Source organism: Streptomyces sp. NPDC028928, assembly GCF_055564915.1.
In genome coordinates this window covers 265,528-287,691 of record NZ_JBVHVI010000003.1, presented here as the reverse complement: position 1 = coordinate 287,691, position 22,164 = coordinate 265,528, and the positions used below count along the sequence as shown (strand labels likewise).

The window sequence follows — 22,164 nt, the reverse complement described above, 5'->3', positions numbered from 1 at the left end:
TGTGGCTGGTCGCGTCGTTCCCCGCGTCGCCCAGGGGGCTTACGTTGAGGGTGTGACGACGTTGCGCGGCACCATCGCACCCGGCTCGCCCGACTTCGTGTACCTCCCCTTCGAAGTCCCGCCCGGAACCGGCGAGTTGAAGGTCTCCTACACCTACGACAAACCCCCCGTCCCGCCCGGCACCCCCGGCAACGCCCTCGACATCGGGCTGTTCGACCGGCGCGGCACCGAAGTGGGCGGGCGGGGGTTCCGGGGGTGGTCGGGCGGGGCGCGGACCGAGTTCTTCGTGCGGGCGGACGAGGCCACGCCCGGGTATCTCCCCGGGCCGCTCCGGCCCGGCACCTGGTACATCGCGCTCGGGCCGTACACCGTGGCGCCGCAGGGGCTGTCGTACGAGGTGACCGTCACGCCGGTGGAAGGGACGGCCGGCACGACGCCGGAGCCGGTGTATCCGCCGGACCGGGCCCGGGGGCGGGGCCGGGACTGGTACCGCGGTGACTGCCATCTGCACTCCTGGCACTCCGACGGCCGCCGGACCCCGGCCGAGATCGCGGCCCTGGCCCGGGCCGCCGGGCTGGACTTCCTCAACAGCTCCGACCACAACACCAACGCCGCGCACGCGCACTGGGCCGACGCGGCCGGTGACGACCTGCTGGTGCTGCTCGGTGAGGAGGTCACCACCCGCAACGGGCACGTCCTGGCGCTCGGCACCGAGCCGGGCACCTTCGTCGACTGGCGCTACCGGGCCCGGGACGGCCGCTGGGCGCACTTCGCGCGGGACATCCGCCGGGCCGGCGGCCTGGTCGTACCGGCCCATCCGCACGCCGACTGCGTGGGCTGCGGCTGGAAGTTCGGGTTCGCGGAGGCGGACGCCGTGGAGGTGTGGAACGGGGCCTGGACACCGGACGACGAGATGGCGCTGGCGGCCTGGGACGCGCGGCTGGTGGCGTCGGCGCGGGGCGAGCGGGCGTGGCTGCCGGCGATGGGCGACAGTGACGCCCATCGCGATCCGGACGTGGTCGGGCTGCCCCAGACGGTCGTCCTCGCCGACGGGCTGACCCGGGAGGCGGTCCTGGAGGGACTGCGGGCGGGACGGTCGTACGTGGCCGAGTCGCGGCACGTCTCGCTGACCTTCTCCGCGACGGCCGACGGAGGCGAACAGGCGGGGATCGGGGAGCGGTTGGCGGTCGGGTACGACACCGAGGTGACCGTCCGGCTGGAGGTGTCCGGGGCGCCGCGCTGCTCGGTCCGGCTCGTCACCGACCAGGGGGTGATGCTCACCGGAGGGCCGCTGCCGGTGTCCGGCACCGGGACCGTGGCGTGGCGGACGACCCCGGCCCGCGCGGCCTACGTACGGGCCGAGGTACGGCACGAGACACCGCTGGGACCGGTACCCGGGGCGATGGCCGCGTTCACCAACCCGGTGTTCCTGGGGCGGGTCGGCGACGGGGGGCCCGAGGAAGGGGCATGATGGCCTCGCCACCGAGAGGGACGAGATGTCAGACCGCACCGACCGCAAGCACCGGCTGGTGACCCGCTTCCAGCGGTACGTCGCCAACCCGATCAACCGGCGCCTGCCGTTCCAGACCCTGCTGGAGACCACCGGCCGCACGTCCGGTCTGCCCCGGCGGACCCCGGTCGGCGGGCGCCGGGTCGGCACCTCCTTCTGGCTGGTCTCCGAGTTCGGCCTCAGGTCGCAGTACGTGCGCAACATCCAGGCCGACCCCACGGTCCGGGTCCGCATCGCCGGCCGCTGGCACCACGGCACCGCCCATCTCCTCCCCGACGACGACGCCGTGACCCGGCTGCGCACCCTGCCCCGCTTCAACAGCGCGGCGGTACGGGCGTTCGGCACGGACCTGCTGACGGTACGGGTGGACCTGACGGACTGACGGAGGCGACACTGCGCGCGTGAAGCTCACCACCGCGCCCTCCGCCATCGAACCGGCCCGTGACTTCCCGGATCTGCTGCCGCACGCCCGCCCCGCCGTCCGGCTGCATCCGCGCCGCGGCACACCCGGCCCGTACGACAGCCACATCGGCGGCCCGGTGCTGTGGCCGGCCGCCGAACCATGGCCGGAGTGCGCCGGCCACAAGGACGTGAACGGCAGGGCCTACACCCTCCCGATGGTCGCGGTGGCCCAGTTCACCGCGGCCGGCTTCCCGGAGATCCGCTTCCCCGACGGCACGGACCTCGTCCAGCTCCTGTGGTGCCCCGACTGGCACGACCAGCCGCACCCGGAGGGCTGGGGCCAGGCCTGCCGGCTCTTCTGGCGCCGGGCCGCCGAGGTCACCGGCCCGCCGGCCGAGCAGCCGGCTCCCGAGGAACACCCGGCGTACGACGAGGGCATGATCCCGCGCGCCTGCGTCCTGCACCCCGAGCGGGTCACGGACTACCCCGGCTTCGAGGAACTCCCGGACGGCCTCGCCGGCCGCTTCGAGACCTGGCTGACCGAACGCGGCCTGACCGACGACCTCACCACCGTCCCCGGCTACAAGCTCGGCGGCTGCCTCGACTGGTGCACGACCGGCCTGCCGGACGCCCTGGAGTGCGGCGAGTGCCGGGCGCCGCTGGAGCTGTTCCTGCAGTGCGACACCTACGAGTACCACCTCGGCAGCTGGGCCCCCGACGACGCACCGGACCGTTTCCGGCCGCTGGAGGAACGCCATCTGCGGACGGGCGGCGAGGCCGGCGACGCGTCCCGCGAGCCGGTCGGCATGACCGTCGGCCGCGGGAGCCACGCGGGGCTGTTCGTGTGCTCGGCGGACCCCCGCCACCCGGCGTCGTTCTTCACCCAGTGAAGCCCCAGGTCACCCCGGCCACACCAGGGACTGCACCTCGCTGTAGGCGTGCAGGGCGTACACGCCGACGTCGCGGCCGACGCCGCTCCTCTTGAAGCCGCCGAACGGGGCCTCCATGTTGCGGGCGACCGTGTTGATGCCGACGCCTCCGGCGCGCAGTTGCCGGGCCACGCGGAAGGCGCGGGCCACGTCGCCGGACCAGACGTAGTCGATGAGCCCGTAGTCGGAGTCGTTGGCGAGGGTCACCCCCTCGTCCTCGTCGTCGAACGGGATCACCACCACCACGGGCCCGAAGATCTCCTCCCGGGCCACCCGCATGTCGTTCGCGCAGTCGGCGAGCAGCGTGGGCGTGACGAAGAACCCGCGGTCCAGCGGCGGGCGTTCACCGCCCGTCACGACCACGGCGCCTTCCTCGCGGCCGAGTTCGACGTACGACTCCACGCGCGTCCGGTGCTCGGCGGAGATGACCGGGCCCACGACCGTGTCCGGTTCTCGGGGATCGCCCACCTTCAAGCGGCCGGCGTATGCGGCGAGTTGCTCCACCAGTGGCTCGTACACCCGCCGCTGGGCCAGCACCCGGGTCGGTGCCGTGCAGATCTGGCCGCTGTAGAAGGAGAAGGTGGTGCCGATGCCGGCGACGGCCGAGGGGAGGTCGGCGTCGTCCAGGACGAGTGCGGCGCCCTTCCCGCCCAGCTCCATCAGCTGCCGTTTCATGTCCCGGCCGCACACCTCGGCGATGCGCCGCCCGACGGCCGTGGATCCGGTGAAGCTCACCATGTCGACGTCCGCGGAGGCGACCACGGCCTCGCCCACCGAGACGTCCCGGCCCGAGACGACGTTCACCACGCCCGGCGGCGCCCCGGCCGCCTCCAGCGCCTCGGCCATCCGGTAGACGGAGAGGGGGTCCTGCGGGGCGGGCTTCACCACGACCGTGTTGCCCATCGCCAGGGCGGGGGCGATCTTCCCGGCCGGGTTGGCCCACGGGTTGTTGTACGAGGTGACGCAGGTGACGACCCCGACGGGCTGCCGTACCGCCAGCGCCCCCGTCACCCCGGCCCTCCCCATCGGCCCGGCCTCGTTGATCTGCGGGGCGATCGCCCACTCGGCGCTCTCCACGCGCGCGTACCGGCGGAAGCGGGCGGCGGCCACCCCGACCTGCATCGCACGCGCGGTCGCGGTGGTCGCGCCGGTCTCGGCCCGGGCCAGGTCGGCGTACGGCACCAGCCGGTCCCGGATGATCTCCGCGGCCCGCCCGAGCACCGCGGCCCGCTCCTCCGGCCGGGTCCGCGACCACGCCCCGAACGCCTCCCGGGCCGCCGCGCAGGCCGCCCGCGCCTGTTCCGGCGAGGCCTCCGGCGCCCAGCCGACGGTCTCCTCGGTGGCCGGGTCGGTCACCGGGTAGTGCCCGGCGTCCGGCGCCGGCCACTCCCCGCCGACGAACAGCGGCTGCCCCTCGCTCACCGTGTGCCCACCGTCCGCGTGTCCCGCCCGGACCGCAGTACCCGGCCCGGTACGGCCCCGGTCACCACGTCGTCCCGGATCGCCTCCACCCCGTTCACCCAGACGGCCCGCACCCCGAGCGCCCGGGAGTCCAGCCGGGGGCTGTCACCCGGCAGGTCGTGCACCAGCCGGGCCCGGCCGGCGTCGATCCGCTCCGGGTCGAAGAGGACGAGGTCCGCGTGCCAGCCCTCCCTCACCCGGCCCCGCTCGCGCAGCCCGAAGAGCCGCGCCGGGTCGTCCGTCAGCATCTGCACCGCCCGCTCCAGACCGACCAGCTTGCGCCCGCGCAGACAGTCCCCGAGGAACCGGGTGGTGTACGGCGCCCCGCACATCCGGTCCAGGTGGGCGCCCGCGTCCGAGCCGCCGAGCAGGACGTCCTCGTGCTGCCAGGTCTCGGCGCGCAGCGCCCAGGACGCCGGGTCGTTGTCGCTCGGCATGGGCCACAGGACCGTACGCAGGTCGTCGTCGGCGCAGATCTCCACCAGGCAGCCGAAGGGGTCCTGGCCGCGCTCGGCGGCGATGTCCCCGACCACGCGGCCGGTGAGGTCGCGGTTTGCCTCGCTGTAGGTGTCCCCGATGACGTACCGCCCGAAGTCCGTGAGCCGCCGGAAGACACCGGCCTCCTTCGACCGGGCCCGCCGCAGCATCTCCTCCCGGACGGCCGGGTCCCGCAGCCGGGCGATCCGCTCGGGCACGGGCAGCCCGAGGACCGGCCCCCAGCCGGGTATGAGGTTGAGGGCGCAGAAGGTGCCCAGGGACATGTTCATCGGGGTGAGGATCGGCATGGTGAGCGCCACGACCCGCCCGCCGGCCTTCCGGGCCCGCTCACTCGCGCTCAGCTGCCGCGGCACCCGCTCCGGCACGGCGGCGTCGATGGTGAGCACGTTCCAGTTCAGGGGCCGTCCGGCGGCCGCGCTCATCTCCACGAGGAGATCGATCTCGTCGTCGCTGAACTGGTCCAGGCAGCCGGCGACGATCGCCTCGATCTGCGTCCCCTCGTGTTCCCCGACGGCCTTGGACAGCGCCAGCAGCTCCGCCGGACTCGCGTGCCGGGAGGCGACCGGCTGCCCGTCTCCGTCCGAGTGCGTACCGGACTGCGTGGTGGACAGCCCCCAGGCCCCCGCGTCCATGGCCTCGTGCAGCAGCCGCAGCATGGCGTCCATCTGGTCGGCGCTCGGCTGTCCCCCGACGGCGTCCGGCCCCATCACGTACCGCCGCAGCGCACAGTGCCCGACCATGAAGCCCGCGTTGACGGCGATCCGCCCCTCCAGGGCGTCCAGGTACTCCCCGAAGGAGTGCCAGCTCCAGGGCGCCCCCTCCTCCAGCGCCACCAGGGACATCCCCTCCACCTTGGACATCATCCGCCGGGTGTAGTCGGCGTCCTCGGGGCGGGAGGGGTTGAGCGGGGCGAGGGTGAACCCGCAGTTCCCGGCGGCGACGGTGGTCACGCCGTGGTTGAGGGAGGGGGTGGCGTACGGGTCCCAGAAGAGCTGGGCGTCGTAGTGGGTGTGGGGGTCGACGAAGCCGGGGGTGAGGACGAGACCGTGCGCGTCCTCGGTGGTGCGGGCCGTCTCGGTGACCGTGCCGACGACGGCGATCCGGCCGTCCCGGATACCGACGTCGGCGGTGCGGGCGGGCGCACCCGTGCCGTCCACGACGGTGGCGCCCTTGATCAGGTGGTCCAGCATGCCGGGGACCCCCTTACACAGCCTGCCGGAACCGCGAGGTCCGGTGCACCGGATCCGTGTCGATCCTCGGGATCACGTGCTCCCCGATGAGCCGGATCGTCTGCAGCGTCTCCTCCTTCGGCACCCCCACCGGCAACCCGAAGCTCAGCTGGTCCGCCCCCGCCTGCTCCCACCGCTTGCACTGGCGCAGCACCTCGTCGGGATCGCCGCAGATCAGCAGCTCCTCCTCGATCAGCAGCTCCACGAACTCCGGCGTGTACGGGGGCAGCGTCTCCGGCCACACCGGGAACCCCTCCGGCCGGGGGAAGGTGTCGTGGTAGCGGAAGACCAGCGAGGGCAGGTAGTGCAGCCCGCCGTTCACGGCGATCTCGATGGCCTCGGCGTGCGTGGGCGCGCAGATCGCGGTGGTCGTGACCATCACGTTGTCGTTGACGAAGTCCCCCACCGGCTCGGCGTCGACGATCGCCGTCTTGTACTGCTCCAGCACCCACTCCATGTCGGAGACCTTCTGGATGCTGAAGCCGAGCACGCCGAGCCCCTTCCTCGCGGCCATGGCGTACGACGGCGGGGACCCGGCCGCGTACCACATCGCCGGGTGCGACTTCCCGTACGGCTTCGGCAGGACCTTCCGCGGCGGCAGCTGCCAGTGCTTGCCCTGGAAGCCGGCGTACTCGTCCTGGAGCCACATCTTCGGGAACTCGGCGATGGTCTCCTCCCAGATCTCCTTGGTGTAGTTCATGTCGGTCACACCCGGTATGAACCCGAGGATCTCGTGCGACCCGGCGCCCCGCCCGCTGCCGAACTCGAAGCGGCCCTCGCTGAGGTGGTCCAGCATGGCGACCTTCTCGGCGACCTTCACCGGATGGTTGACCTGGGCCAGCGGGTTGAAGATCCCGGAGCCCAGGTGGATCCGCTCGGTCGCGTGGGCGAGGTAGCCGAGGAAGACGTCGTTGGCGGACAGGTGGGAGTACTCCTCCAGGAAGTGGTGCTCGGAGGCCCAGGCGTACTTGAAGCCGGACTTGTCCGCCTGGATGACGTACTCGGTCTCCTCCATCAGCGCCTTGTGCTCGGCCAGCGGGTCGTTCTCGGCGCGCTTGCCGACGTATCCCTGTACAAAGAGCCCGAATTCCACGGCGGTTCACCGTCCCCGGTCCCGAAGTTTCTGACGCACCGTCAGTTTTCGATGACTGTCGCACCAGCCGCACGGAGGGTCAAGAGATGACGGTCGGTCAGATGACGCTGATCCCCGCCAGCCACCCGCCGTCGATGACGAACGGCTGTCCGGTGATGTACGACGAGTCGTCGCACGTCAGGAACAGCGCCAGCCGCGCCACCTCCTCCGGCCTCCCGATCCGCCCCAGCGGCACGAGCCCCCGGTACAGCTCGTCCAGGGCGCGGCTCGTCTCCTCCGGGTCGGCGTCCGGCTCCAGCCGGGCCGGGTTCGACATCGCGGTGTCGACGGCGCCCGGGCAGACGGCGTTGACCCGGATCCGCCGGTCCGCCAGCTCCAGCGCGGCCACCCGGGTCAGACCGAGCACCGCGTGCTTGGTGGCGGCGTACGTCCCCACGGCCGCCATGCCGGTCAGGGCGGTGTAGGAGGCGGTGTTGACGATCGTGCCCCCGTCGGCCATCTCCGGCGCCACCGCCTTCATCCCCAGGAAGCAGCCGACCTGGTTCACCTGCACCACCTGCATGAACTCTTCCAGCGGGGTGTCCACGAGGGCGTTGAAGCGCAGGATGCCGGCGTTGTTGACCAGCCCGTCGATCCGCCCGTACGTCCGCTTGGCGGCGGCCACGGCCTCCCGCCAGCCGTCCTCCGTGCCCACGTCGAGATGGACGTACAGCGCCCCGATCTCCTCGGCGAGCGCCTTCCCCTGGTCGTCCAGCACGTCCGCGACGACCACCCGCGCGCCCTCCGCCCGGAACAGCCGCGCCTCCTGCTCGCCCTGTCCGCGCGCCGCGCCGGTGACGATCACGACGCGTCCGTCCAGCTTGCCCATGCCGTACTCCTCAGAGGTCGGGGGCCACTTCGGCTCCGAAGGCCGCCATCTGGTCGGTGAGCTCGGCGCGGCCACGGCTGCGGAACCGCACCTGGATCTGGTCCACGCCCATCGCGCGGTACGCGCGCAGGGACTCGGCGAGCGCCTGCGGGGGACCGCTGACCGTGCGCCGCCCGACGTCCCAGCCGGGCCGGCCGACGTACAGGGGCTCGGTGATGGCGCCGATGGTGCAGGGCGCCTCGATGCCCGCCTCCTCCCGCAGCGCCTTGATGCGGGCGATCCGTTCCGGCAACCGCTCCCGGGGGTCCCCCTGCGGCAGCCAGCCGTCGCCCTTGAGCGCGGCCCGGCGGACGGCGGCGGGCGAGGAACCGCCCACCCAGAGGGGGACGTACGGCTGGGCGGGGCGCGGCCGCTGCCCCAGGCCGGCGAAGTCGTAGTACTTCCCGTGATGCTCGGGGAACTCCTCACGGCCGAGGGCGGCCCGCAGGGCGTCGATGCTCTCGTCCAGCACGGCCCCCCGCCGCTCGAAGTCCACGCCGAGCGCCTCGAACTCCTCCCGCACATGCCCGGCGCCGACCCCGAGGATCAGCCGGCCGCCGCAGAGGTGGTCGAGGGTGGCGTACTGCTTGGCCGTGAGCAGCGGGTGCCGGAGCCCGACGACGGCCACATGGCTGAGCAGTCGTACCCGCTCGGTGACGGCGGCCAGGTGGGCGAGGGTGGCCACCGGGTCGTACCAGACCGTGCTCATGGCCGGGGCGAGGCGGCGCGGTACGCCGACGTGGTCGCAGCAGGCGACGTACGCGAACCCCGCCCCGTCGGCCGCCCGCGCCACGGCGACCAGGTCCTCCGGCCCGGCGGAGGTCTCCCAGGGCTCGGTGTAGAGGGTGCTCTGCGACTGGACGGGCAGCTGGATCCCGTACGCCAGGGGGCTCACGCCCGCCACAGCCCTTCCGGGGTGAGCCCCAGCAGCTCGATGGCGTTGCCCCTCACGATCCGGGTCACGGTCTCCGGGTCGAGGTGCCCCATCTGGGCCTCGCCGACCTCGCGGGACTTGGGCCAGGTGGAGTCGGAGTGCGGGTAGTCGGTCTCGTACAGGACGTTGCCGACGCCGATGGCGTCGAGGTTCCTGAGCCCGAAGGCGTCGTCGAAGAAGCAGCCGTAGACGTGCTCGGCGAACAGCTCGGACGGCGGCCGGGTGACCTTGCCGGCGACCCCGCCCCACCCCCGGTTCTCCTCCCACACCACGTCGGCGCGCTCAAGGATGTAGGGAATCCACCCGATCTGTCCTTCCGCGTACATGACCCTCAGGTTCGGGAAACGCTCGAACTTGCCGCTCATCAGCCAGTCGACCATCGAGAAGCAGCAGTTGGCGAAGGTGATCGTGGAGCCGACGGCGGGCGGGGCGTCGGCGGAGGTGGAGGGCATCCGGCTGGACGACCCGATGTGCATGGCGATGACGGTGCCGGTCTCGTCGCAGGCGGCGAGGAACGGATCCCAGTCGTCGGTGTGGACGGACGGCAGCCCGAGATGCGGCGGGATCTCGGAGAAGGCGACGGCCCGGACACCGCGTTCGGCGTTCCGCCGCACCTCCCGGGCGGCCAGGCGGGCGTCCCAGAGGGGTATGAGGGTCAGCGGTACGAGCCGCCCCCGCGCGTCGGGCCCGCACCACTCCTCCACCATCCAGTCGTTGTAGGCGCGGACACAGAGCAGGGCGAGTTCCTTGTCGGCGGCCTCCGTGAACGTCTGCCCGCAGAAGCGGGGGAAGGTCGGGAAGCACAGGGCCGACTGGACATGGTTGACGTCCATGTCGGCGAGGCGGGCGGGCACGTCGTACGACCCGGCCCGCATCTGCTCGTAGGTGATGACTTCCAGCCGGACCTCGTCCCGGGCGCACCCCACGGCGGTGTCGAGACGCGTGAGCGGCCGGCGCAGGTCCTCGTACACCCACCAGTCGCCGATCGGCCCCTCATCGCTGCCCGGTGCACCCATGACGGGCTTGAAGCGCCCGCCCAGGAAGGTCATCTCCTTCAGCGGCGCCCGCACGATCCGGGGCCCGACGTCCCGGTACTTCCCCGGCAGCCGGTCCTGCCAGACGCCGGCGGGCTCAACGGTGTGGTCGTCGACGGAGATGATCAGCGGGAACTGTGTGGTCTCCATACGCCTCACGTTAGCGCCGATCTGACGGTCCGTCAGCTCCACTGCCGCGGCGGCCGGCATGCGGAGAGCTTGTGAGGACCTTGTGGACCGCAACCGTCGGCTTGTGATCGGCGTCTCCCACGGCTGACGCAACCGCCCGGAACAAGGCAAACTGACGGGGTTGTTCATGATGCCGAGGGGGGCGAACGCATGGACGGTGGGCCGCGAGTGCCGGAACAGCGGCGCGCCGACTCCGTGACCATCGCGGAGCCGGCGGCGTTGCGCTTCGGCGTACTCGGTCCCGTGCGGGCCTGGCGCGGCGAGGAGGCGCTCCACACGGGCTCCCCCCAGCAGCGCGCCCTGCTGGCCGCACTGCTGCTGCGCGAGGGCCGCACGGCCACGGCGGCGGAACTCATCGACGCGCTGTGGGGGTCCGAGCCGCCCTCCCAGGCCCTGGCGGCGGTCCGCACGTACGCCTCCCGGCTGCGGAAGGCGTTGAGCCCCGGCGTCCTGGTCAGCGAGTCCGGCGGCTACGCCGTCCGCGGCCTCGGCGAGGGCGCCCTGGACCTGGCGGTCGCGCAGGACCTGGCGTCGGAGGCGGAGAAGGCGCGGACCGCCGGAGACCTGGGCCGGGCCCGCACGCTCCTGAACCAGGCCCTCGACCTGTGGGACGGCGAACCCCTGGCCGGAGTCCCCGGCCCCTACGCCGAGGCCCAGCGGGCCCGCCTGGAGGAATGGCGCCTCGGCCTCCTGGAATCCCGCCTGGACCTGGACCTGGAACAGGGCTGCCACGCCGAGGCGGTCTCGGAACTGACGGCCCTGACGGCGGCGCACCCGCTCCGCGAGCGCCTGCGCGAACTGCTCATGCTGGCGCTGTACCGGAGCGGCCGCCAGGCGGAGGCCCTGGCGGTCTACGCCGACACCCGCCGCCTCCTGGCCGAGGAACTGGGGGTCGACCCCCGCCCCGGCCTCAGCGAACTCCAGCAGCGCATCCTCCAGGCGGACCCGTCCCTGGCGGAGCCGTCGGCCCCCGTGACGGAGCCGACGTCGACCCCGGTCCGCCCGGCCCAGCTCCCGGCATCGGTCCCCGACTTCACCGGCCGCTCCTCCTTCGTGTCGGAACTGACGGAGGTCCTGTCCTCGGCGTCGGAGGCGGAGGGCCGGGTCATGGCGGTGTCAGCCCTGGCCGGCATCGGCGGAGTGGGCAAGACGACGCTGGCGGTGCACGTGGCCCACCGCGCCAGGGGGGCCTTCCCGGACGGCCAGCTGTACGTGGACCTCCAGGGGGCGGGCCCTCGCCCGGCGGAGCCGGAGACGGTGCTGGGCTCTTTCCTGCGGGCGCTGGGCACGGCCGACGCATCGATCCCGGATTCGCTGGAGGAGCGCGCGGCGCTGTACCGCTCGGTCCTGGACGGCCGCCGGGTCCTGGTGCTGCTGGACAACGCCAAGGACGCGGCCCAGGTGAGGCCGCTGCTGCCGGGCACGGAGGGCTGCGCCGCCCTGGTCACCTCCCGCGTCCGCATGCTCGACCTCGCCGGCGCCCACCTGGTCGACCTGGACGTCATGTCTCCCGAAGAGGCGTTGGCGTTGTTCACGAAGATCGTGGGCGAGGAGCGGGTGGCCTCGGAGCGGAAGGCCGCGCTGGACGTCGTGGCCGCGTGCGGCTTCCTCCCCCTGGCCATCCGCATCGCCGCGTCCCGCCTGGCGGCACGCCGTACGTGGACGGTGTCCGTCCTGGCGGCGAAGCTGGCGGACGAACGCCGCCGCTTGGACGAGCTGCAGGCCGGCGACCTGGCGGTCAAGGCCACCTTCGAGCTGGGCTACGGCCAGCTCGAACCGGCCCAGGCTCGCGCCTTCCGGCTCCTCGGCTTGGCCGACGGCCCGGACATCTCGCTGGCCGCAGCGGCCGCGGTCCTGGACCTCCCCGCGGAGGAGACCGAGGACCTGCTGGAGTCCCTGGTCGACACGTCGCTGCTGGAGTCGGCGGCGCCTGGGCGGTACCGGTTCCATGACCTGGTACGGCTCTATGCGCGCGCTTGCGCGGAGAGGGACGAGTGGCCGCCTGGTGAGCGGGAGGCGGCTATGTCTCGGTTGCTGGACTTCTACCTCGCTACGACTGCGGGTGTGTACGCGATCGAGCGGCCGGGGGACCGGTTGGTGGACGACCTGGAATCGACGGAGTACGCGGGGCTGCGGTTCACGGAAGCGACGACAGCGCTCGACTGGCTGTACACGGAGGCCGCGCCGCTACTGGCGTGCGTACGGCAATCGGCTGGGACCGAACGACTGCGGCGGGGCGTCGACCTGCTGTGGGCGGCCAAGGACCTGACCGAGTCAGGGGCGAACTCCCATCAGTACGAGGCGACGGCGCGAGCGATGTGCGAGGCGACTCAGGCGGTGGGGGATGCCCGGGCCGAGGGCAGGGCGCGGACCGTTTTGACCGACGTCCTGCTCGTGTCCGGGCGTATTCAGCAAGCGGAGGCGGAGGCCGAGACGGCAATGCGTCTGGCGGAGGGCGTGGGCGACTCGACCGCTGCCAGTTGGGTGGCCAACAACCGAGGACTGATCTGCCTCCACCAGCGGCGTTATGCGGATGGCCGGGCGTACTTCGATCAGGCCATCGACGGTTTCAGGGCCGCCGAGAACCGCCCGGGCGAAGCCTCGGCCTTGTCGAATCTCTCGCGGGCTCAACTAGGTGTTGGCAACACCACTGAGGCGGTCGAGATCGCCATGCGCGGGCTGGCTGTGTACCTCAGTCTGGGCCGGACCATGCGTCTGGCGAACGGGCATTTCGCGGTGGGCGTCGCGCTGTCTCAGGCCGGTCGGCACAATGAGGCGCTGTCTCAGTTCTCCGAAGCGCGGGCCATCTTCAGCGGGCACCGCCAGCGCCTGTGGGAGGGGACCACGAACTTCCGCATCGCTGAGGTCCTCATGGCTACGCAATGTGTCACGCAGGCAGCCCAGCATGCCGAACAGGCACTGGCCCTGGGATGCATCGGCGGGGACCGGATGCGGGGCAACGTCCTCACGCTCCTTGGGCAAGCCCTGTCCGCGCTGGGCCAGGTCGACCGCGCGAAGGCCTGCTGGCGGGAAGCACTCAGCCTGTACGAGCAGAACAGCGCAGCGGAGGCAGAGGACGTGCGCGCCCTGCTCGCCGCGGGCACTGCGGCGTAACGCCCCCGTGCCGACCGGCGACTGAGGCACGTTCAGCATTCGTTTATCGCTACGCGGCACGCTCGTACCAGTCAGACCATCGCGTCGGGGGGCAGATGGTCCGCTGGAGCCTCCACCGGTTAGTGTGCGGCTCCGAACGCCCGTCCGGCGGCCCTCGGGGGAGCTACCGGACGGGCGTTCCTGACTCCTCACCACAGCGAAGGAAGCATGATGAGCGACACGAAGAAGACCGCGGACGCCAAGCCGCTGGACAACCACATGCCCAGCGAGCCGGCCACGGACGAGACTGTCACCACGCTCGACAACCACATGCCGATCGGGCCGGCAACGGATGCCATCACGACCATGGACAACCACATGCCTGCCCCGCCCGCCCTGGACCTGGACGGCAAGTAAGTCCCGAGGACTTCCATCCCGACGGGGGTCGGCCGCGGCGGCGCGGAGGGGGAGCCGCCGCGGCCGAGCTGTGTCCGGACAACCACGCCGTATCCCGGCAACACGTCGCCGAGGGGCCGGGCGGAAGCTCGGCCCCTCGGCGCGTCACCCCTCCAACTCGCACCACACGGTCTTCTCCACCCCCTGCTCCACACCCCACCGCACCGTCACCGCATCGATCAGCGCGAGGCCGCGCCCGGTCTCGTCGTCCTCCGTGGCAGGCGAGAGCGCGGGAAGGCTCCCCGCCTCCTGATCGGTGACCTCGACGCGGATGCCCCCGCTGTCCGTCCGGGCCACCCGCAACCGGACACACACACCCTCCCCCACATGCCGGATCACGTTGCCCACGAGTTCGGTGACACACAGCTGGACGTCGGCGCAGGGCGCGTCCAGGTAGCGGCGTACGGTGCGGCGCAGCCCCTGGAGTGCCTTCGGTACGGCGACGAACTCGACGTCCAGCGGTGGGCGGCTCGCCTCAAGGCCCTCGCCCCGCAGCACCCTCGCCAGCTTCCGTGCCGTCGCCGTGTTGCAGTTGCCGAGCGCGACCAGGCCGGCCGGGGATTCGTATCTGCCCGCGAAGCTCGGCAGGTCCACCCGGAGGGAGGGGAGGGTGATACCGCGGGCGGAGAGCGCCTCGCGCAGGTCGTCCACGCAGAGGGTGGTGTCGTAGACGGAGTTGCCGCGCTGGGCGGAGGGGAGTTTCGAGGACGACACGGTTGCGTCCGCCTTCCTGTGCTCTCTGTGACGAAACAGTCACACGGTGACGCCGTCGCCGGTACCTTTTGAAGAGGTTTCGGCTGCGCAAGCTCAACTGGCAAACGGCGGTGATGAGTCGTGCCCCCACGCAAAGACCCTGACGCCTCGGCGAACGTCCCCTCCTTCTACGGCGCGGAGTTGCGGTACCGACGGGAGCTGGCGGGGCTCACGCTGGAGCAACTCGCTGAGGGGAGTTTCCGGGGTGTCCCGTTCCTGAGCCAGATCGAGCGCGGGGAGCGGCGGATGCCCCTGGATCTGGCCCGGCACGTCGACAAGGTGCTGGGGACGGACGGGTTTTTCGAGAGACGCTGTGAAGATGCGCGCCGGGCGCGGCAGTCGGGGCATGCGGAGTACTTCGCGGATGTGGCGGAGATGGAGCGGCATGCGGAGACGATCGAAGACTGGGCTCCCATGCTCGTGCCGGGGCTCCTCCAAACACGGGCGTACGCAGAGGCCGTCGTGCACACATCCCTGCCCTGGCTGCCACCCAAGACCGTCGAGAAACAGGTCCAGGCCCGGCTGGAACGCGCAGCGATCTGGAAACGGGAGGAGCGGCCGTCGTTCTGGGCGGTGCTGCACGAGTCCCTCGTCCGCAAGCCCCTTCTACCCCCGACGGAGATGGCGGAGCAGCTGGAGCACATTGCTTACGTGATCCGCTCTACGCAGGGCGTTCTGCAGATCCTCCCGGAAACGGCGCACGCTCATCCGTTCATGATGGGCATGATGAGGGTGATGACCTTCCCGGACGCCCCACCGGTGGCCTACACCGAAGGGCTCCACAATGGCCAACTCATCGACTATCCAGCGCTCGTGAAGGACTACCGCAGGTCGTACGATCTGCTCAGGGCCGCGGCACTACCGCCGGAGACGTCCCTGGCCAAGGTCGAACAAGCGGCAGAGGACTACCGAGATGGCAAGTACCCGGATCGATCTGAGCACCGCACTGTGGCGTAAGAGCAGCTACAGCAACGGCAGCGGCGGCGAGTGCGTCGAAGTGGCCGACGCTCACCCCGACGTGGTCCCCGTCCGCGACTCGAAGAGGGCCCAGGACGGCCCCGTGCTCCTCTTCCGCCCCCTCGCCTGGAACGCCTTCCTCGGCTCCCTGAAGGGCTGACCCACTCGGTTATCCACAGGGCAAGCGGCAGGTCGAGGGTTCTGCGATCTTGCCCGTGTGGAGCGAACGGACTTGAGGGCGCTGGCGGACAGGGGCGTCCTCCTCACCTCACGTGCCGTAGAGGCAGGCTGGCCTCGGCGCAGCCTGACGCGTGCGCTGCGCGGAGAAGGCTGGACGCAGCTCCGGCACGGTGCCTGGGCCGAGCCGGGCCGCGACCCGGACCTGCTCACTCACCTCCGGGCCGTCCAGCTTCGCGTGCCCCAGCTTGTCGTGAGCCACGGTTCGGCGGCCGCCCTCTGGCGGATCGAGCTGCTCGGCGCCGGCCGCAAGGCACCGCTGGACTTCATCGACCCGCACCTCAGCGTCCACCGCCTGGGCAGCGGCGTACGCGTGCACCGGATGTCGCTCGACAGAGGCGACGTGGTGGAGAGGCAGGGGCTACGGCTCACCACCCCCACCCGCACGTGCGTCGACCTCCTGCGTCGTGGCCCGAGGGACTTGGCCGTCGTCGCCGTGGACTCGGCCCTGACCTACCGCAGGGTCGGACGGGTCCGGCGCGCGCCGCTGGTCCGGAGGGACGAAGTCGCCGCCGCGTTGGGGAGGGCCTCACCGGTATCGGGCCGGGCCCGGGACTGGCTCCGGCTGACCGACCCGCTCGCCGGCTCCCCCGCCGAGACGGTTGCCCGACTGCGCATGTACGACGCCGGCCTGCACCCCGAGAGCCAAGCGGAGCTGCGCACCCCGGACGGCAGCCGCCGCGTGGTCGACTTCCTCTTCCGGGCGGCCGGGCTCGGCGTGGAGATCGAGGGGTACGCCTACCACGGCACCCGTGAAGCCCACCGCAGGGACATCGCCCGCTACAACCAGCTCCTCCGCTGCCCCGAGATCCGCAGCCTCCTCCGCTTCAGCGCCGAGGACGTCTTCGGGCGGCCTGGGTACATGGTCACGGAGATCAAGGCGACCCTGGCTTCTCTGACCGGCGATCCCAAGTGACCGTGGGGCCGCTCGCTTCTCGGCCAGAGTCGAGCTTCCGCGAGGTGAGTCAAGGGCGCTCCCGCGTCGCCTTCGGCGATGGGCCTCCGGCCCACCCTTGACACACCTCGCTCCAGCCCGGGGAAGAAGCGAGCGAGCGGCCCGGAAAGGCGGTGGCCCAGCCCGGCACCGGGCCCCGAGGCCGGCTGCGTCCGCACCGTTGGTGAGGGGCGCGGACGCAGCTCACATGCACGCCGGGCTGGTTAAGCGGCTTACGGGAGGGTGGGGGGCGCGGTCGCGCCTCGCATGGACGCCGGGTGGGATTGGCGGCTGCGGCCTTCCCGGCCCGAGGAGGCCGAGGGCGGTTGGGGGTTTGGGGGCTCGGGGGCCTCCATGGCCCCGGAGGAGTCTCCCCCGGCCCGATCCTCGGGTCCGCGCAATCCCCCCCTCCAAACGGTGATTGGCGCAGTTGGGCCAGGAGGCGGGGCAGGTTGGCAGGCGGAACGGCTGGTGAGGGTGGCCCAAATCCGCCAATCACCGAACCGTTGTGAACTGTGGGACCCGTGGGACCTGTGGGTCTCGCCCCACCCACGACCCACGACCCACGACCCGCAAGCCGCCAAGCCAGCCCGGCGTGCCCGCGCGACGCGACCGCGCACCCCTCCCCACGCCGCGAACACAGCCGACCCCAGGGCCCAACCCACCCCAGCCGGCCACTTTCCCCGGGCTGCCCGCTCGCTTCTTCCCCGGGCTGGAGCGAGGTGTGTCAAGGGTGGGCCGGAGGCCCATCGCCGAAGGCGACGCGCAGCGCCCTTGACTCACCTCGCGGAAGCCCGACACTGGCCCAAGAAGCGGGCGGCCCCACGGCAACCGAATCAGCATCCGGTCACCTCAACCCCCTCCCCTCAGCTCTCCCTTCAGTACCTTGCCGCTCGCGTTCCGGGGGAGAGTCGGTACGAACTCCACCGACCTCGGCACCTTGTAGTTCGCCATCTCCCGGCGGGACCAGGCGATCAGGTCGTCCGCGGTGAGGAGGGAGCCGGGGCGGCGGACGACGTAGGCCTTCGCCACCTCGCCCAGGCGGGGGTCCGGGATGCCGATGACCGCCGCTTCCGTCACGTCCGGGTGGGTGCCCAGCAACTGCTCTATCTCCGCCGGGTACGCGTTGAAGCCGCCGACGATGAACATGTCCTTGAGGCGGTCCGTGATGCGCAGGTTGCCCGCCGCGTCCAGGACGCCTACGTCGCCCGTGCGCAGCCAGCCGTCCTCCGTCATCGTTTCCGCCGTCGCCGTCGGGTCGCCGTAGTAGCCCCGCATGACGTTGAAGCCCCGGACCAGCACCTCCCCGGGGGTGCCGGGTGGGGCGGCCACTCTCACCTCCGTGCCGGGGATCGGTCGGCCGGAGGTGGAGGCGATCACCGTGGGAGGGTCGTCGCGGCGGCACATCGTGACGATGCCGCTCGCCTCCGAGAGGCCGTAGGCCGTGAGGACCGTGTCGACGCCCAGTTCGTCGCGCAGGCGTTCCACCAAGGTGAGGGGGACCACGGCCGCGCCCGTCACCACCAGGCGGAGCGTCGAGAGGTCGTAGGAACCGCGGGACGGGTGGTCCAGCAGTGACTGGTGCAGGGTCGGGGGGCCCGGCAACACCGAGATCCGTTCCGCCGCGATGTTCGCCAGCGCCGTGTCCACGTTGAACACCGGCTGCGGGATCATCGTCGCCCCGCGCATGAGGCAGGCGAGCACCCCGGCCTTGTACCCGAAGGTGTGGAAGAACGGGTTGATGATCAGGTAGCGGTCGGAGCGGCGGAGGCCGGCCAGGTCCGCCCAGGTCTCGTACGCCCTCAGGGTCTGGCCGTGCGTGATCACCGCGCCCTTGGGGCGTCCCGTCGTACCCGAGGTGAACGTGATGTCGGAGGGGGACGATCTGGTCAACCGTGCTTCGCGGGCTTCGACGTCCCCTCCCGGCACCCCCTCCCCCGCCGCCAGGAAGTTCTTCCACGTCTCGAAGCCGGGCGGCGCGTCGTCCGACAGGACCACCACCCGCTCCAGGTCCGGCAACGCCGGCAGCGGGCCTCCTTCAGCCGGTCCCACCCCCGCCGCCCGCCTCAACGACGCCACGTACGACGTGCCCAGGAACGTCCCCGTCACGAACAGCAGCCTCGTCCCGCTGCGGCGCAGTACGTCCGTCGCCTCGCCGCCCTTGAAGCGGGTGTTCAGCGGGACCAGTACCCCGCCGGCCGAGACCGCGCCGAGGGCCGCGACGATCCAGTCCAGGGAGTTGGGGGCCCAGACAGCCACCCGGTCGCCCACCTGCAGGCCGTTCGCCAGGCAGGCCGCCGCCGCCCGTTCCACCCGGGCGCCCAGTTCGGCGTACGTGGTTCTCGTGCGGCCGTCCACCACGGCCTCCCCGTCCGCGTACCGCTCGGCCGCCCACCGCACCAGTTCCGGGATGGTTTTCCATGATGGCGACCCGGTCATACGTCCGGCCTCCCCCACAAGACGAGCAGTAGCTGACTCTCCGTCAGATTAGCTGTAATCTGACGAGCTGTCAGGAGAGGGGGACCTCATGGCAGGGTCACCAGGGATCAAGGACGCCGTCGCCATCGTCGGGATCGGACAGACCGCGTTCGCCAGACACCTCGCCGAGGACGAGAAGACGCTCGCCTGCCGGGCCGTGCTCGCCGCGCTCGATGACGCGGGGATCGCGCCCGGTGAGGTCGACGCGCTCGCCTCCTACACGATGGAGGAGACCGATGAGGTGGAGCTGGCCAAGGCCGTCGGCTTCGGGGACCTGACCTTCTTCAGCAAGGTCCCCTACGGCGGGGGCGGCTCCTGTGCCACCGTCGCGCACCTCGCCGGTGCCATCGCCTCCGGGCAGGCCACCGTCGGGGTTGCCTGGCGGTCGCGGAAGAGGGGGAGCGGGCCCCGGCCGTGGACGAACACCGCCGTCCAGCTGCCCACCCCCGCCCAGTGGACCCGTCCCTTCGGCCTGCTCCGCCCCGCCGACGAGATCGCCATGCTCACGCGCCGCTACATGCACGAGTACGGCGTCAGCCGGGACCACCTGTTCAATGTCGCGCTGGCCTGCCGGAACCGGGCCAACCAGAACCCCGCCGCCGTCATGTACGAACGGCCGCTCACCCGCGAGATGTACATGACCTCCCGGTGGATCAGCGAGCCGCTCTGCCTCTACGACAACTGCCTGGAGACGGACGGGGCGCTGGCCTGTGTGGTCGTCGGCAAGGAGCGCGCCCGGGACTGCGCCAAGAAACCCGTCTACGTGCACGCCGCCGCGCAGGGGCTGCCCGCCCAGCACCACGGCATGGTCAACTACTGGAACGACGACCCGCTCACCGGCCCCGCCTGGACCGCCGCCCGGCATCTGTGGAAGCACGCCGACTTCACGCCGGAGGACGTCGACGTGGCGCAGATCTACGACGCCTTCACCGCCCTCATACCGCTCTCGCTGGAGGGCTACGGCTTCTGCGCGCGCGGCGAAGGGGGCGCGTTCACCGAGCAGGGTGCCCTGGAGATCGGCGGGCGGCTGCCTCTCAACACCGGCGGGGGCGGGCTCAGCGAGGCCTACGTGCACGGCTTCAACCTCGTCAACGAGGGCGTCAAGCAGTTGCGCGGGACCAGTACCGCCCAGGTCCCGGGCGCTTCGACCTGCCTGGTCACGGCCGGTGAAGGCGTCCCCACCTCCGCTCTCCTCCTCAGGAGCTGACCGCCATGCTGAGTCCCGTCACCGACCCCGACGGCGCCCCCTTCTGGGAGTACGCGGCCCGTGGCGAGCTGCGCGTCCAGGCGTGCGGCGACTGCGGTGAACTCCGCTTCCCGCCCCGTCCCTGCTGCCCGCACTGCCAGTCCTTCGCGAGTGAGTGGCGTGCGGTGTCGGGGCGGGGGCGGGTGTGGTCGTACGTCGTGCCGCATCCGCCGCTGCTGCCCGACTACGCGGAGCAGGCGCCGTACAACGTGGTCGTCGTGGAGTTGGAGGAGGCTCCTCGGATACGGCTCGTGGGGAACGTGGTCGCGTCCGCCGGGGCGCCGCTCGGCTCCCTCGATCCGGCGCGCCTCAGGATCGGCGCCCGGGTGCGGGCGGTGTTCGCGGGCGGGCTGCCGCAGTGGGTGCTCGCGTGAACACCGTCCGGCTCGACGTCGACAAGGGCGCGGGGGTCGCCGTCGTCACGCTGGACCGGCCCGAGCGGCTCAACGCCATCGATCTGGAGATGGTCCGGGAACTCCGAGAAGTGTGGCGGGGATTGCGGTTCGACGACTCCGTGCGGGCCGTCGTGCTCGCCGGGAGCGGGGAGCGGGCGTTCTGTACGGGCATCGACCGGGACGCCGTCGTGCCGCAGCCCGACTCGCCGTACATGCAGGACGATCCGCTGCTGGGTGTGGGGCCCAAGGCGAACGGGCTGTGGAAGCCGGTCGTCGCCGCCGTGGAGGGGATGGCCTGCGGGGGTGCCTTCTATCTGCTCGGCGAGTGCGAGTTCGTCGTCGCCGGGGCCGACGCCACCTTCTTCGACCCGCACACCACCTACGGCATGGTCAGCGCCTACGAGTCGATGCTCATGGCGCAGCGCATGCCGTACGGGGAGGTCGCGCGGATGGTGCTCATGGGCAGCGCCGAGCGGCTGTCGGCGCGGCGGGCCCATGAGGTCGGTCTCGTCTCCGACGTCACGGAGAGGGGTGGGGCGTTGGGGGCCGCCGCCGGCTGCGCCGCCGTCATCGCCGGGTATCCGGCGGAGGCGGTGCAGGGGACCGTGCGGGCGTTGTGGGCGGCCCGGGAGGCCTCTCTCGCCCCGGCGTTCGCGCAGGCACCGCATCTGATCTCGCTGGGGAACCTGCCGGGCGAGCGGCAGGCGGAGCTGTTCGCCGCCCGCCGCCCGCAGTTCAGGACGCGGTGAGCCTCACCAGTTGTAGGAGGCCACCGGGTCCAGGTCGCAGTGGTCGACCTGCGGGGCGCTCTCCTTGGCGTTGTCCACCGGCACCTTGATGGTCCTGCTGCCGTTCGCGGGCACGCTGACCTCCTTGATGGTGCCGTTGACCGTCATGTCGTCCGCGTCCTCGAAGACGATGTGGACGTCGAAGCTGCTCTCGGCGGCGTTCGGGTTGGTGACCTCGATGGTCGCGTACGGCTTCTTCACCGTCGCGCAGCTCACCAGCCGGGCCGTGCCGTCCTGGTGCTCGGAGGGGGTCGGTGTGCTCGCCGATCCGCCGGACGAGCTTCCGGAGGTGTCGTCGCCGTAGTAGTCGTCGTCATCGTCGTAGTCGTGGTGCGTGCCCGAGCCGTAGCCGCCGCCCGACGACGTGGACGAGGAGCTGTCGTGGTCCTGGCTGGAGCTGCTGCACCCGCCGCCGCTGCCGTGGCTGCCGCTGTGTCCGTGGCCGCGGCTCTTGAATCCGGTGAGCGCCAGGACGACCAGGACCGATACCGCCGTGAGTCTGAGCATGTGTCCCCGTCGATGCATGCCCAGCACTCTAGGGGATGCCTGTCACGGTCATGTCACTGTGTGGCGACCGCCGCGTACCCGGCGTAGCGTCTGCCCTGAGAGCGGTGCGGGCACCGCTCCCCCGCGACGACGGC

The 22,164-nt window shown here is 71.8% G+C and carries 20 protein-coding genes; 11 read left to right on the top strand and 9 right to left on the bottom strand.

The features are described 5' to 3' along the window. Window positions 1–52: 52 nt before the first annotated feature. The 3 genes from ACZ4U1_RS10390 to ACZ4U1_RS10380 are packed head-to-tail and all read left to right on the top strand — an operon-like array spanning window position 53 to window position 2,802. Entirely contained in the window at window positions 53–1,471 is a 1,419-nt protein-coding gene (locus tag ACZ4U1_RS10390) for a CehA/McbA family metallohydrolase (RefSeq protein ID WP_467901911.1), read from the top strand. A gap of 25 nt (window positions 1,472–1,496) precedes the next feature. Next, window positions 1,497–1,892, top strand: coding sequence for a nitroreductase/quinone reductase family protein (locus ACZ4U1_RS10385; protein ID WP_467901909.1), 396 nt, complete (start codon window positions 1,497–1,499; stop codon window positions 1,890–1,892). A gap of 19 nt (window positions 1,893–1,911) precedes the next feature. Beyond that, window positions 1,912–2,802, top strand: coding sequence for a hypothetical protein (locus ACZ4U1_RS10380; RefSeq protein ID WP_467901907.1), 891 nt, complete (start codon window positions 1,912–1,914; stop codon window positions 2,800–2,802). Between the two features lie 9 nt (window positions 2,803–2,811). On the opposite strand, the gene ACZ4U1_RS10375 is transcribed toward ACZ4U1_RS10380, so the two are convergent. From ACZ4U1_RS10375 to ACZ4U1_RS10350, 6 genes are all read right to left on the bottom strand, one after another. Further along, complete coding sequence (locus ACZ4U1_RS10375) at window positions 2,812–4,263, bottom strand: aldehyde dehydrogenase family protein (protein WP_467901905.1); 1,452 nt, start codon at window positions 4,261–4,263, stop codon at window positions 2,812–2,814. Continuing rightward, the gene (locus tag ACZ4U1_RS10370; protein ID WP_467901903.1) at window positions 4,260–5,990 is read right to left on the bottom strand and encodes an N-acyl-D-amino-acid deacylase family protein; all 1,731 of its coding nucleotides are present in this window, start codon (window positions 5,988–5,990) and stop codon (window positions 4,260–4,262) included. Before ACZ4U1_RS10370 ends, ACZ4U1_RS10375 begins: the two co-directional genes overlap by 4 nt. Before the next feature lie 13 nt (window positions 5,991–6,003). Beyond that, complete coding sequence (locus ACZ4U1_RS10365; RefSeq protein ID WP_467901901.1) at window positions 6,004–7,122, bottom strand: LLM class flavin-dependent oxidoreductase; 1,119 nt, start codon at window positions 7,120–7,122, stop codon at window positions 6,004–6,006. 97 nt (window positions 7,123–7,219) lie between these two features. Next, window positions 7,220–7,990: an SDR family NAD(P)-dependent oxidoreductase gene (locus ACZ4U1_RS10360; protein ID WP_467901898.1), complete on the bottom strand. Its 771-nt coding sequence runs from the start codon at window positions 7,988–7,990 to the stop codon at window positions 7,220–7,222. 10 nt (window positions 7,991–8,000) lie between these two features. Further along, the gene (locus tag ACZ4U1_RS10355) at window positions 8,001–8,924 is read right to left on the bottom strand and encodes an LLM class F420-dependent oxidoreductase (RefSeq protein ID WP_467901897.1); all 924 of its coding nucleotides are present in this window, start codon (window positions 8,922–8,924) and stop codon (window positions 8,001–8,003) included. Further along, on the bottom strand, window positions 8,921–10,147 hold the full coding sequence (locus ACZ4U1_RS10350; protein ID WP_467901895.1) for an amidohydrolase family protein: 1,227 nt from the start codon (window positions 10,145–10,147) through the stop codon (window positions 8,921–8,923). Before ACZ4U1_RS10350 ends, ACZ4U1_RS10355 begins: the two co-directional genes overlap by 4 nt. A gap of 189 nt (window positions 10,148–10,336) precedes the next feature. Between ACZ4U1_RS10350 and afsR the strand changes: the two genes are divergently transcribed. Both afsR and afsS read left to right on the top strand, forming a co-directional pair. Next, complete coding sequence (gene afsR, locus ACZ4U1_RS10345; protein WP_467901893.1) at window positions 10,337–13,300, top strand: SARP-family global regulator AfsR; 2,964 nt, start codon at window positions 10,337–10,339, stop codon at window positions 13,298–13,300. Window positions 13,301–13,510: 210 nt separating this feature from the next. Continuing rightward, a complete protein-coding gene (gene afsS, locus ACZ4U1_RS10340; RefSeq protein ID WP_467901891.1) occupies window positions 13,511–13,696 on the top strand; it encodes a regulatory protein AfsS in 186 nt (61 codons plus the stop codon). Window positions 13,697–13,840: 144 nt separating this feature from the next. Here the strand turns inward: afsS and ACZ4U1_RS10335 are convergent, their stop codons facing one another. Continuing rightward, window positions 13,841–14,449 (bottom strand): ATP-binding protein, encoded by a 609-nt coding sequence (locus ACZ4U1_RS10335; RefSeq protein WP_467901889.1) that lies wholly within the window; start codon window positions 14,447–14,449, stop codon window positions 13,841–13,843. Window positions 14,450–14,569: 120 nt separating this feature from the next. Here ACZ4U1_RS10335 and ACZ4U1_RS10330 point away from each other — a divergent pair, with 120 nt between their 5' ends. The 3 genes from ACZ4U1_RS10330 (at window position 14,570) to ACZ4U1_RS10320 (ending at window position 16,598) form a co-directional block, all read left to right on the top strand. Then, a complete protein-coding gene (locus ACZ4U1_RS10330; protein WP_467901887.1) occupies window positions 14,570–15,445 on the top strand; it encodes a helix-turn-helix domain-containing protein in 876 nt (291 codons plus the stop codon). After that, window positions 15,402–15,605 carry a DUF397 domain-containing protein gene (locus ACZ4U1_RS10325; RefSeq protein ID WP_467901885.1) on the top strand — a complete coding sequence of 68 codons (204 nt, stop codon included), beginning with the start codon at window positions 15,402–15,404 and terminating at the stop codon, window positions 15,603–15,605. Before ACZ4U1_RS10330 ends, ACZ4U1_RS10325 begins: the two co-directional genes overlap by 44 nt. Window positions 15,606–15,860: 255 nt before the next feature. Continuing rightward, window positions 15,861–16,598: a hypothetical protein gene (locus tag ACZ4U1_RS10320; RefSeq protein ID WP_467901883.1), complete on the top strand. Its 738-nt coding sequence runs from the start codon at window positions 15,861–15,863 to the stop codon at window positions 16,596–16,598. A gap of 870 nt (window positions 16,599–17,468) precedes the next feature. Here ACZ4U1_RS10320 and ACZ4U1_RS10315 read toward each other — a convergent pair. Further along, window positions 17,469–19,055, bottom strand: coding sequence for a FadD3 family acyl-CoA ligase (locus ACZ4U1_RS10315; RefSeq protein ID WP_467901882.1), 1,587 nt, complete (start codon window positions 19,053–19,055; stop codon window positions 17,469–17,471). A gap of 88 nt (window positions 19,056–19,143) precedes the next feature. Here ACZ4U1_RS10315 and ACZ4U1_RS10310 point away from each other — a divergent pair, with 88 nt between their 5' ends. The 3 genes from ACZ4U1_RS10310 to ACZ4U1_RS10300 are packed head-to-tail and all read left to right on the top strand — an operon-like array spanning window position 19,144 to window position 21,484. Continuing rightward, window positions 19,144–20,301, top strand: coding sequence for a lipid-transfer protein (locus ACZ4U1_RS10310; RefSeq protein WP_467901880.1), 1,158 nt, complete (start codon window positions 19,144–19,146; stop codon window positions 20,299–20,301). A 5-nt stretch (window positions 20,302–20,306) separates the two neighbouring features. Further along, complete coding sequence (locus ACZ4U1_RS10305; protein WP_467901879.1) at window positions 20,307–20,714, top strand: Zn-ribbon domain-containing OB-fold protein; 408 nt, start codon at window positions 20,307–20,309, stop codon at window positions 20,712–20,714. Beyond that, window positions 20,711–21,484 carry an enoyl-CoA hydratase/isomerase family protein gene (locus tag ACZ4U1_RS10300; RefSeq protein ID WP_467901877.1) on the top strand — a complete coding sequence of 258 codons (774 nt, stop codon included), beginning with the start codon at window positions 20,711–20,713 and terminating at the stop codon, window positions 21,482–21,484. The genes ACZ4U1_RS10305 and ACZ4U1_RS10300 overlap by 4 nt, the downstream gene beginning before the upstream one ends. A 3-nt stretch (window positions 21,485–21,487) precedes the next feature. Here ACZ4U1_RS10300 and ACZ4U1_RS10295 read toward each other — a convergent pair whose 3' ends face one another. After that, complete coding sequence (locus ACZ4U1_RS10295) at window positions 21,488–22,048, bottom strand: hypothetical protein (RefSeq protein WP_467901875.1); 561 nt, start codon at window positions 22,046–22,048, stop codon at window positions 21,488–21,490. Window positions 22,049–22,164: the final 116 nt, after the last annotated feature.

Bases quoted from the DNA above. Each gene is read 5' to 3' on its own strand.
- ACZ4U1_RS10305 (WP_467901879.1), top strand. From the start codon at position 20,307: ATGCTGAGTCCCGTCACCGACCCCGACGGCGCCCCCTTCTGGGAGTAC.
- ACZ4U1_RS10360 (WP_467901898.1), bottom strand. From the start codon at position 7,990: ATGGGCAAGCTGGACGGACGCGTCGTGATCGTCACCGGCGCGGCGCGC.
- afsR (WP_467901893.1), top strand. From the start codon at position 10,337: ATGGACGGTGGGCCGCGAGTGCCGGAACAGCGGCGCGCCGACTCCGTG.
- ACZ4U1_RS10350 (WP_467901895.1), bottom strand. From the start codon at position 10,147: ATGGAGACCACACAGTTCCCGCTGATCATCTCCGTCGACGACCACACC.
- afsS (WP_467901891.1), top strand. From the start codon at position 13,511: ATGAGCGACACGAAGAAGACCGCGGACGCCAAGCCGCTGGACAACCAC.
- ACZ4U1_RS10310 (WP_467901880.1), top strand. From the start codon at position 19,144: ATGGCAGGGTCACCAGGGATCAAGGACGCCGTCGCCATCGTCGGGATC.
- ACZ4U1_RS10295 (WP_467901875.1), bottom strand. From the start codon at position 22,048: ATGCATCGACGGGGACACATGCTCAGACTCACGGCGGTATCGGTCCTG.
- ACZ4U1_RS10325 (WP_467901885.1), top strand. From the start codon at position 15,402: ATGGCAAGTACCCGGATCGATCTGAGCACCGCACTGTGGCGTAAGAGC.
- ACZ4U1_RS10315 (WP_467901882.1), bottom strand. From the start codon at position 19,055: ATGACCGGGTCGCCATCATGGAAAACCATCCCGGAACTGGTGCGGTGG.
- ACZ4U1_RS10385 (WP_467901909.1), top strand. From the start codon at position 1,497: ATGTCAGACCGCACCGACCGCAAGCACCGGCTGGTGACCCGCTTCCAG.
- ACZ4U1_RS10370 (WP_467901903.1), bottom strand. From the start codon at position 5,990: ATGCTGGACCACCTGATCAAGGGCGCCACCGTCGTGGACGGCACGGGT.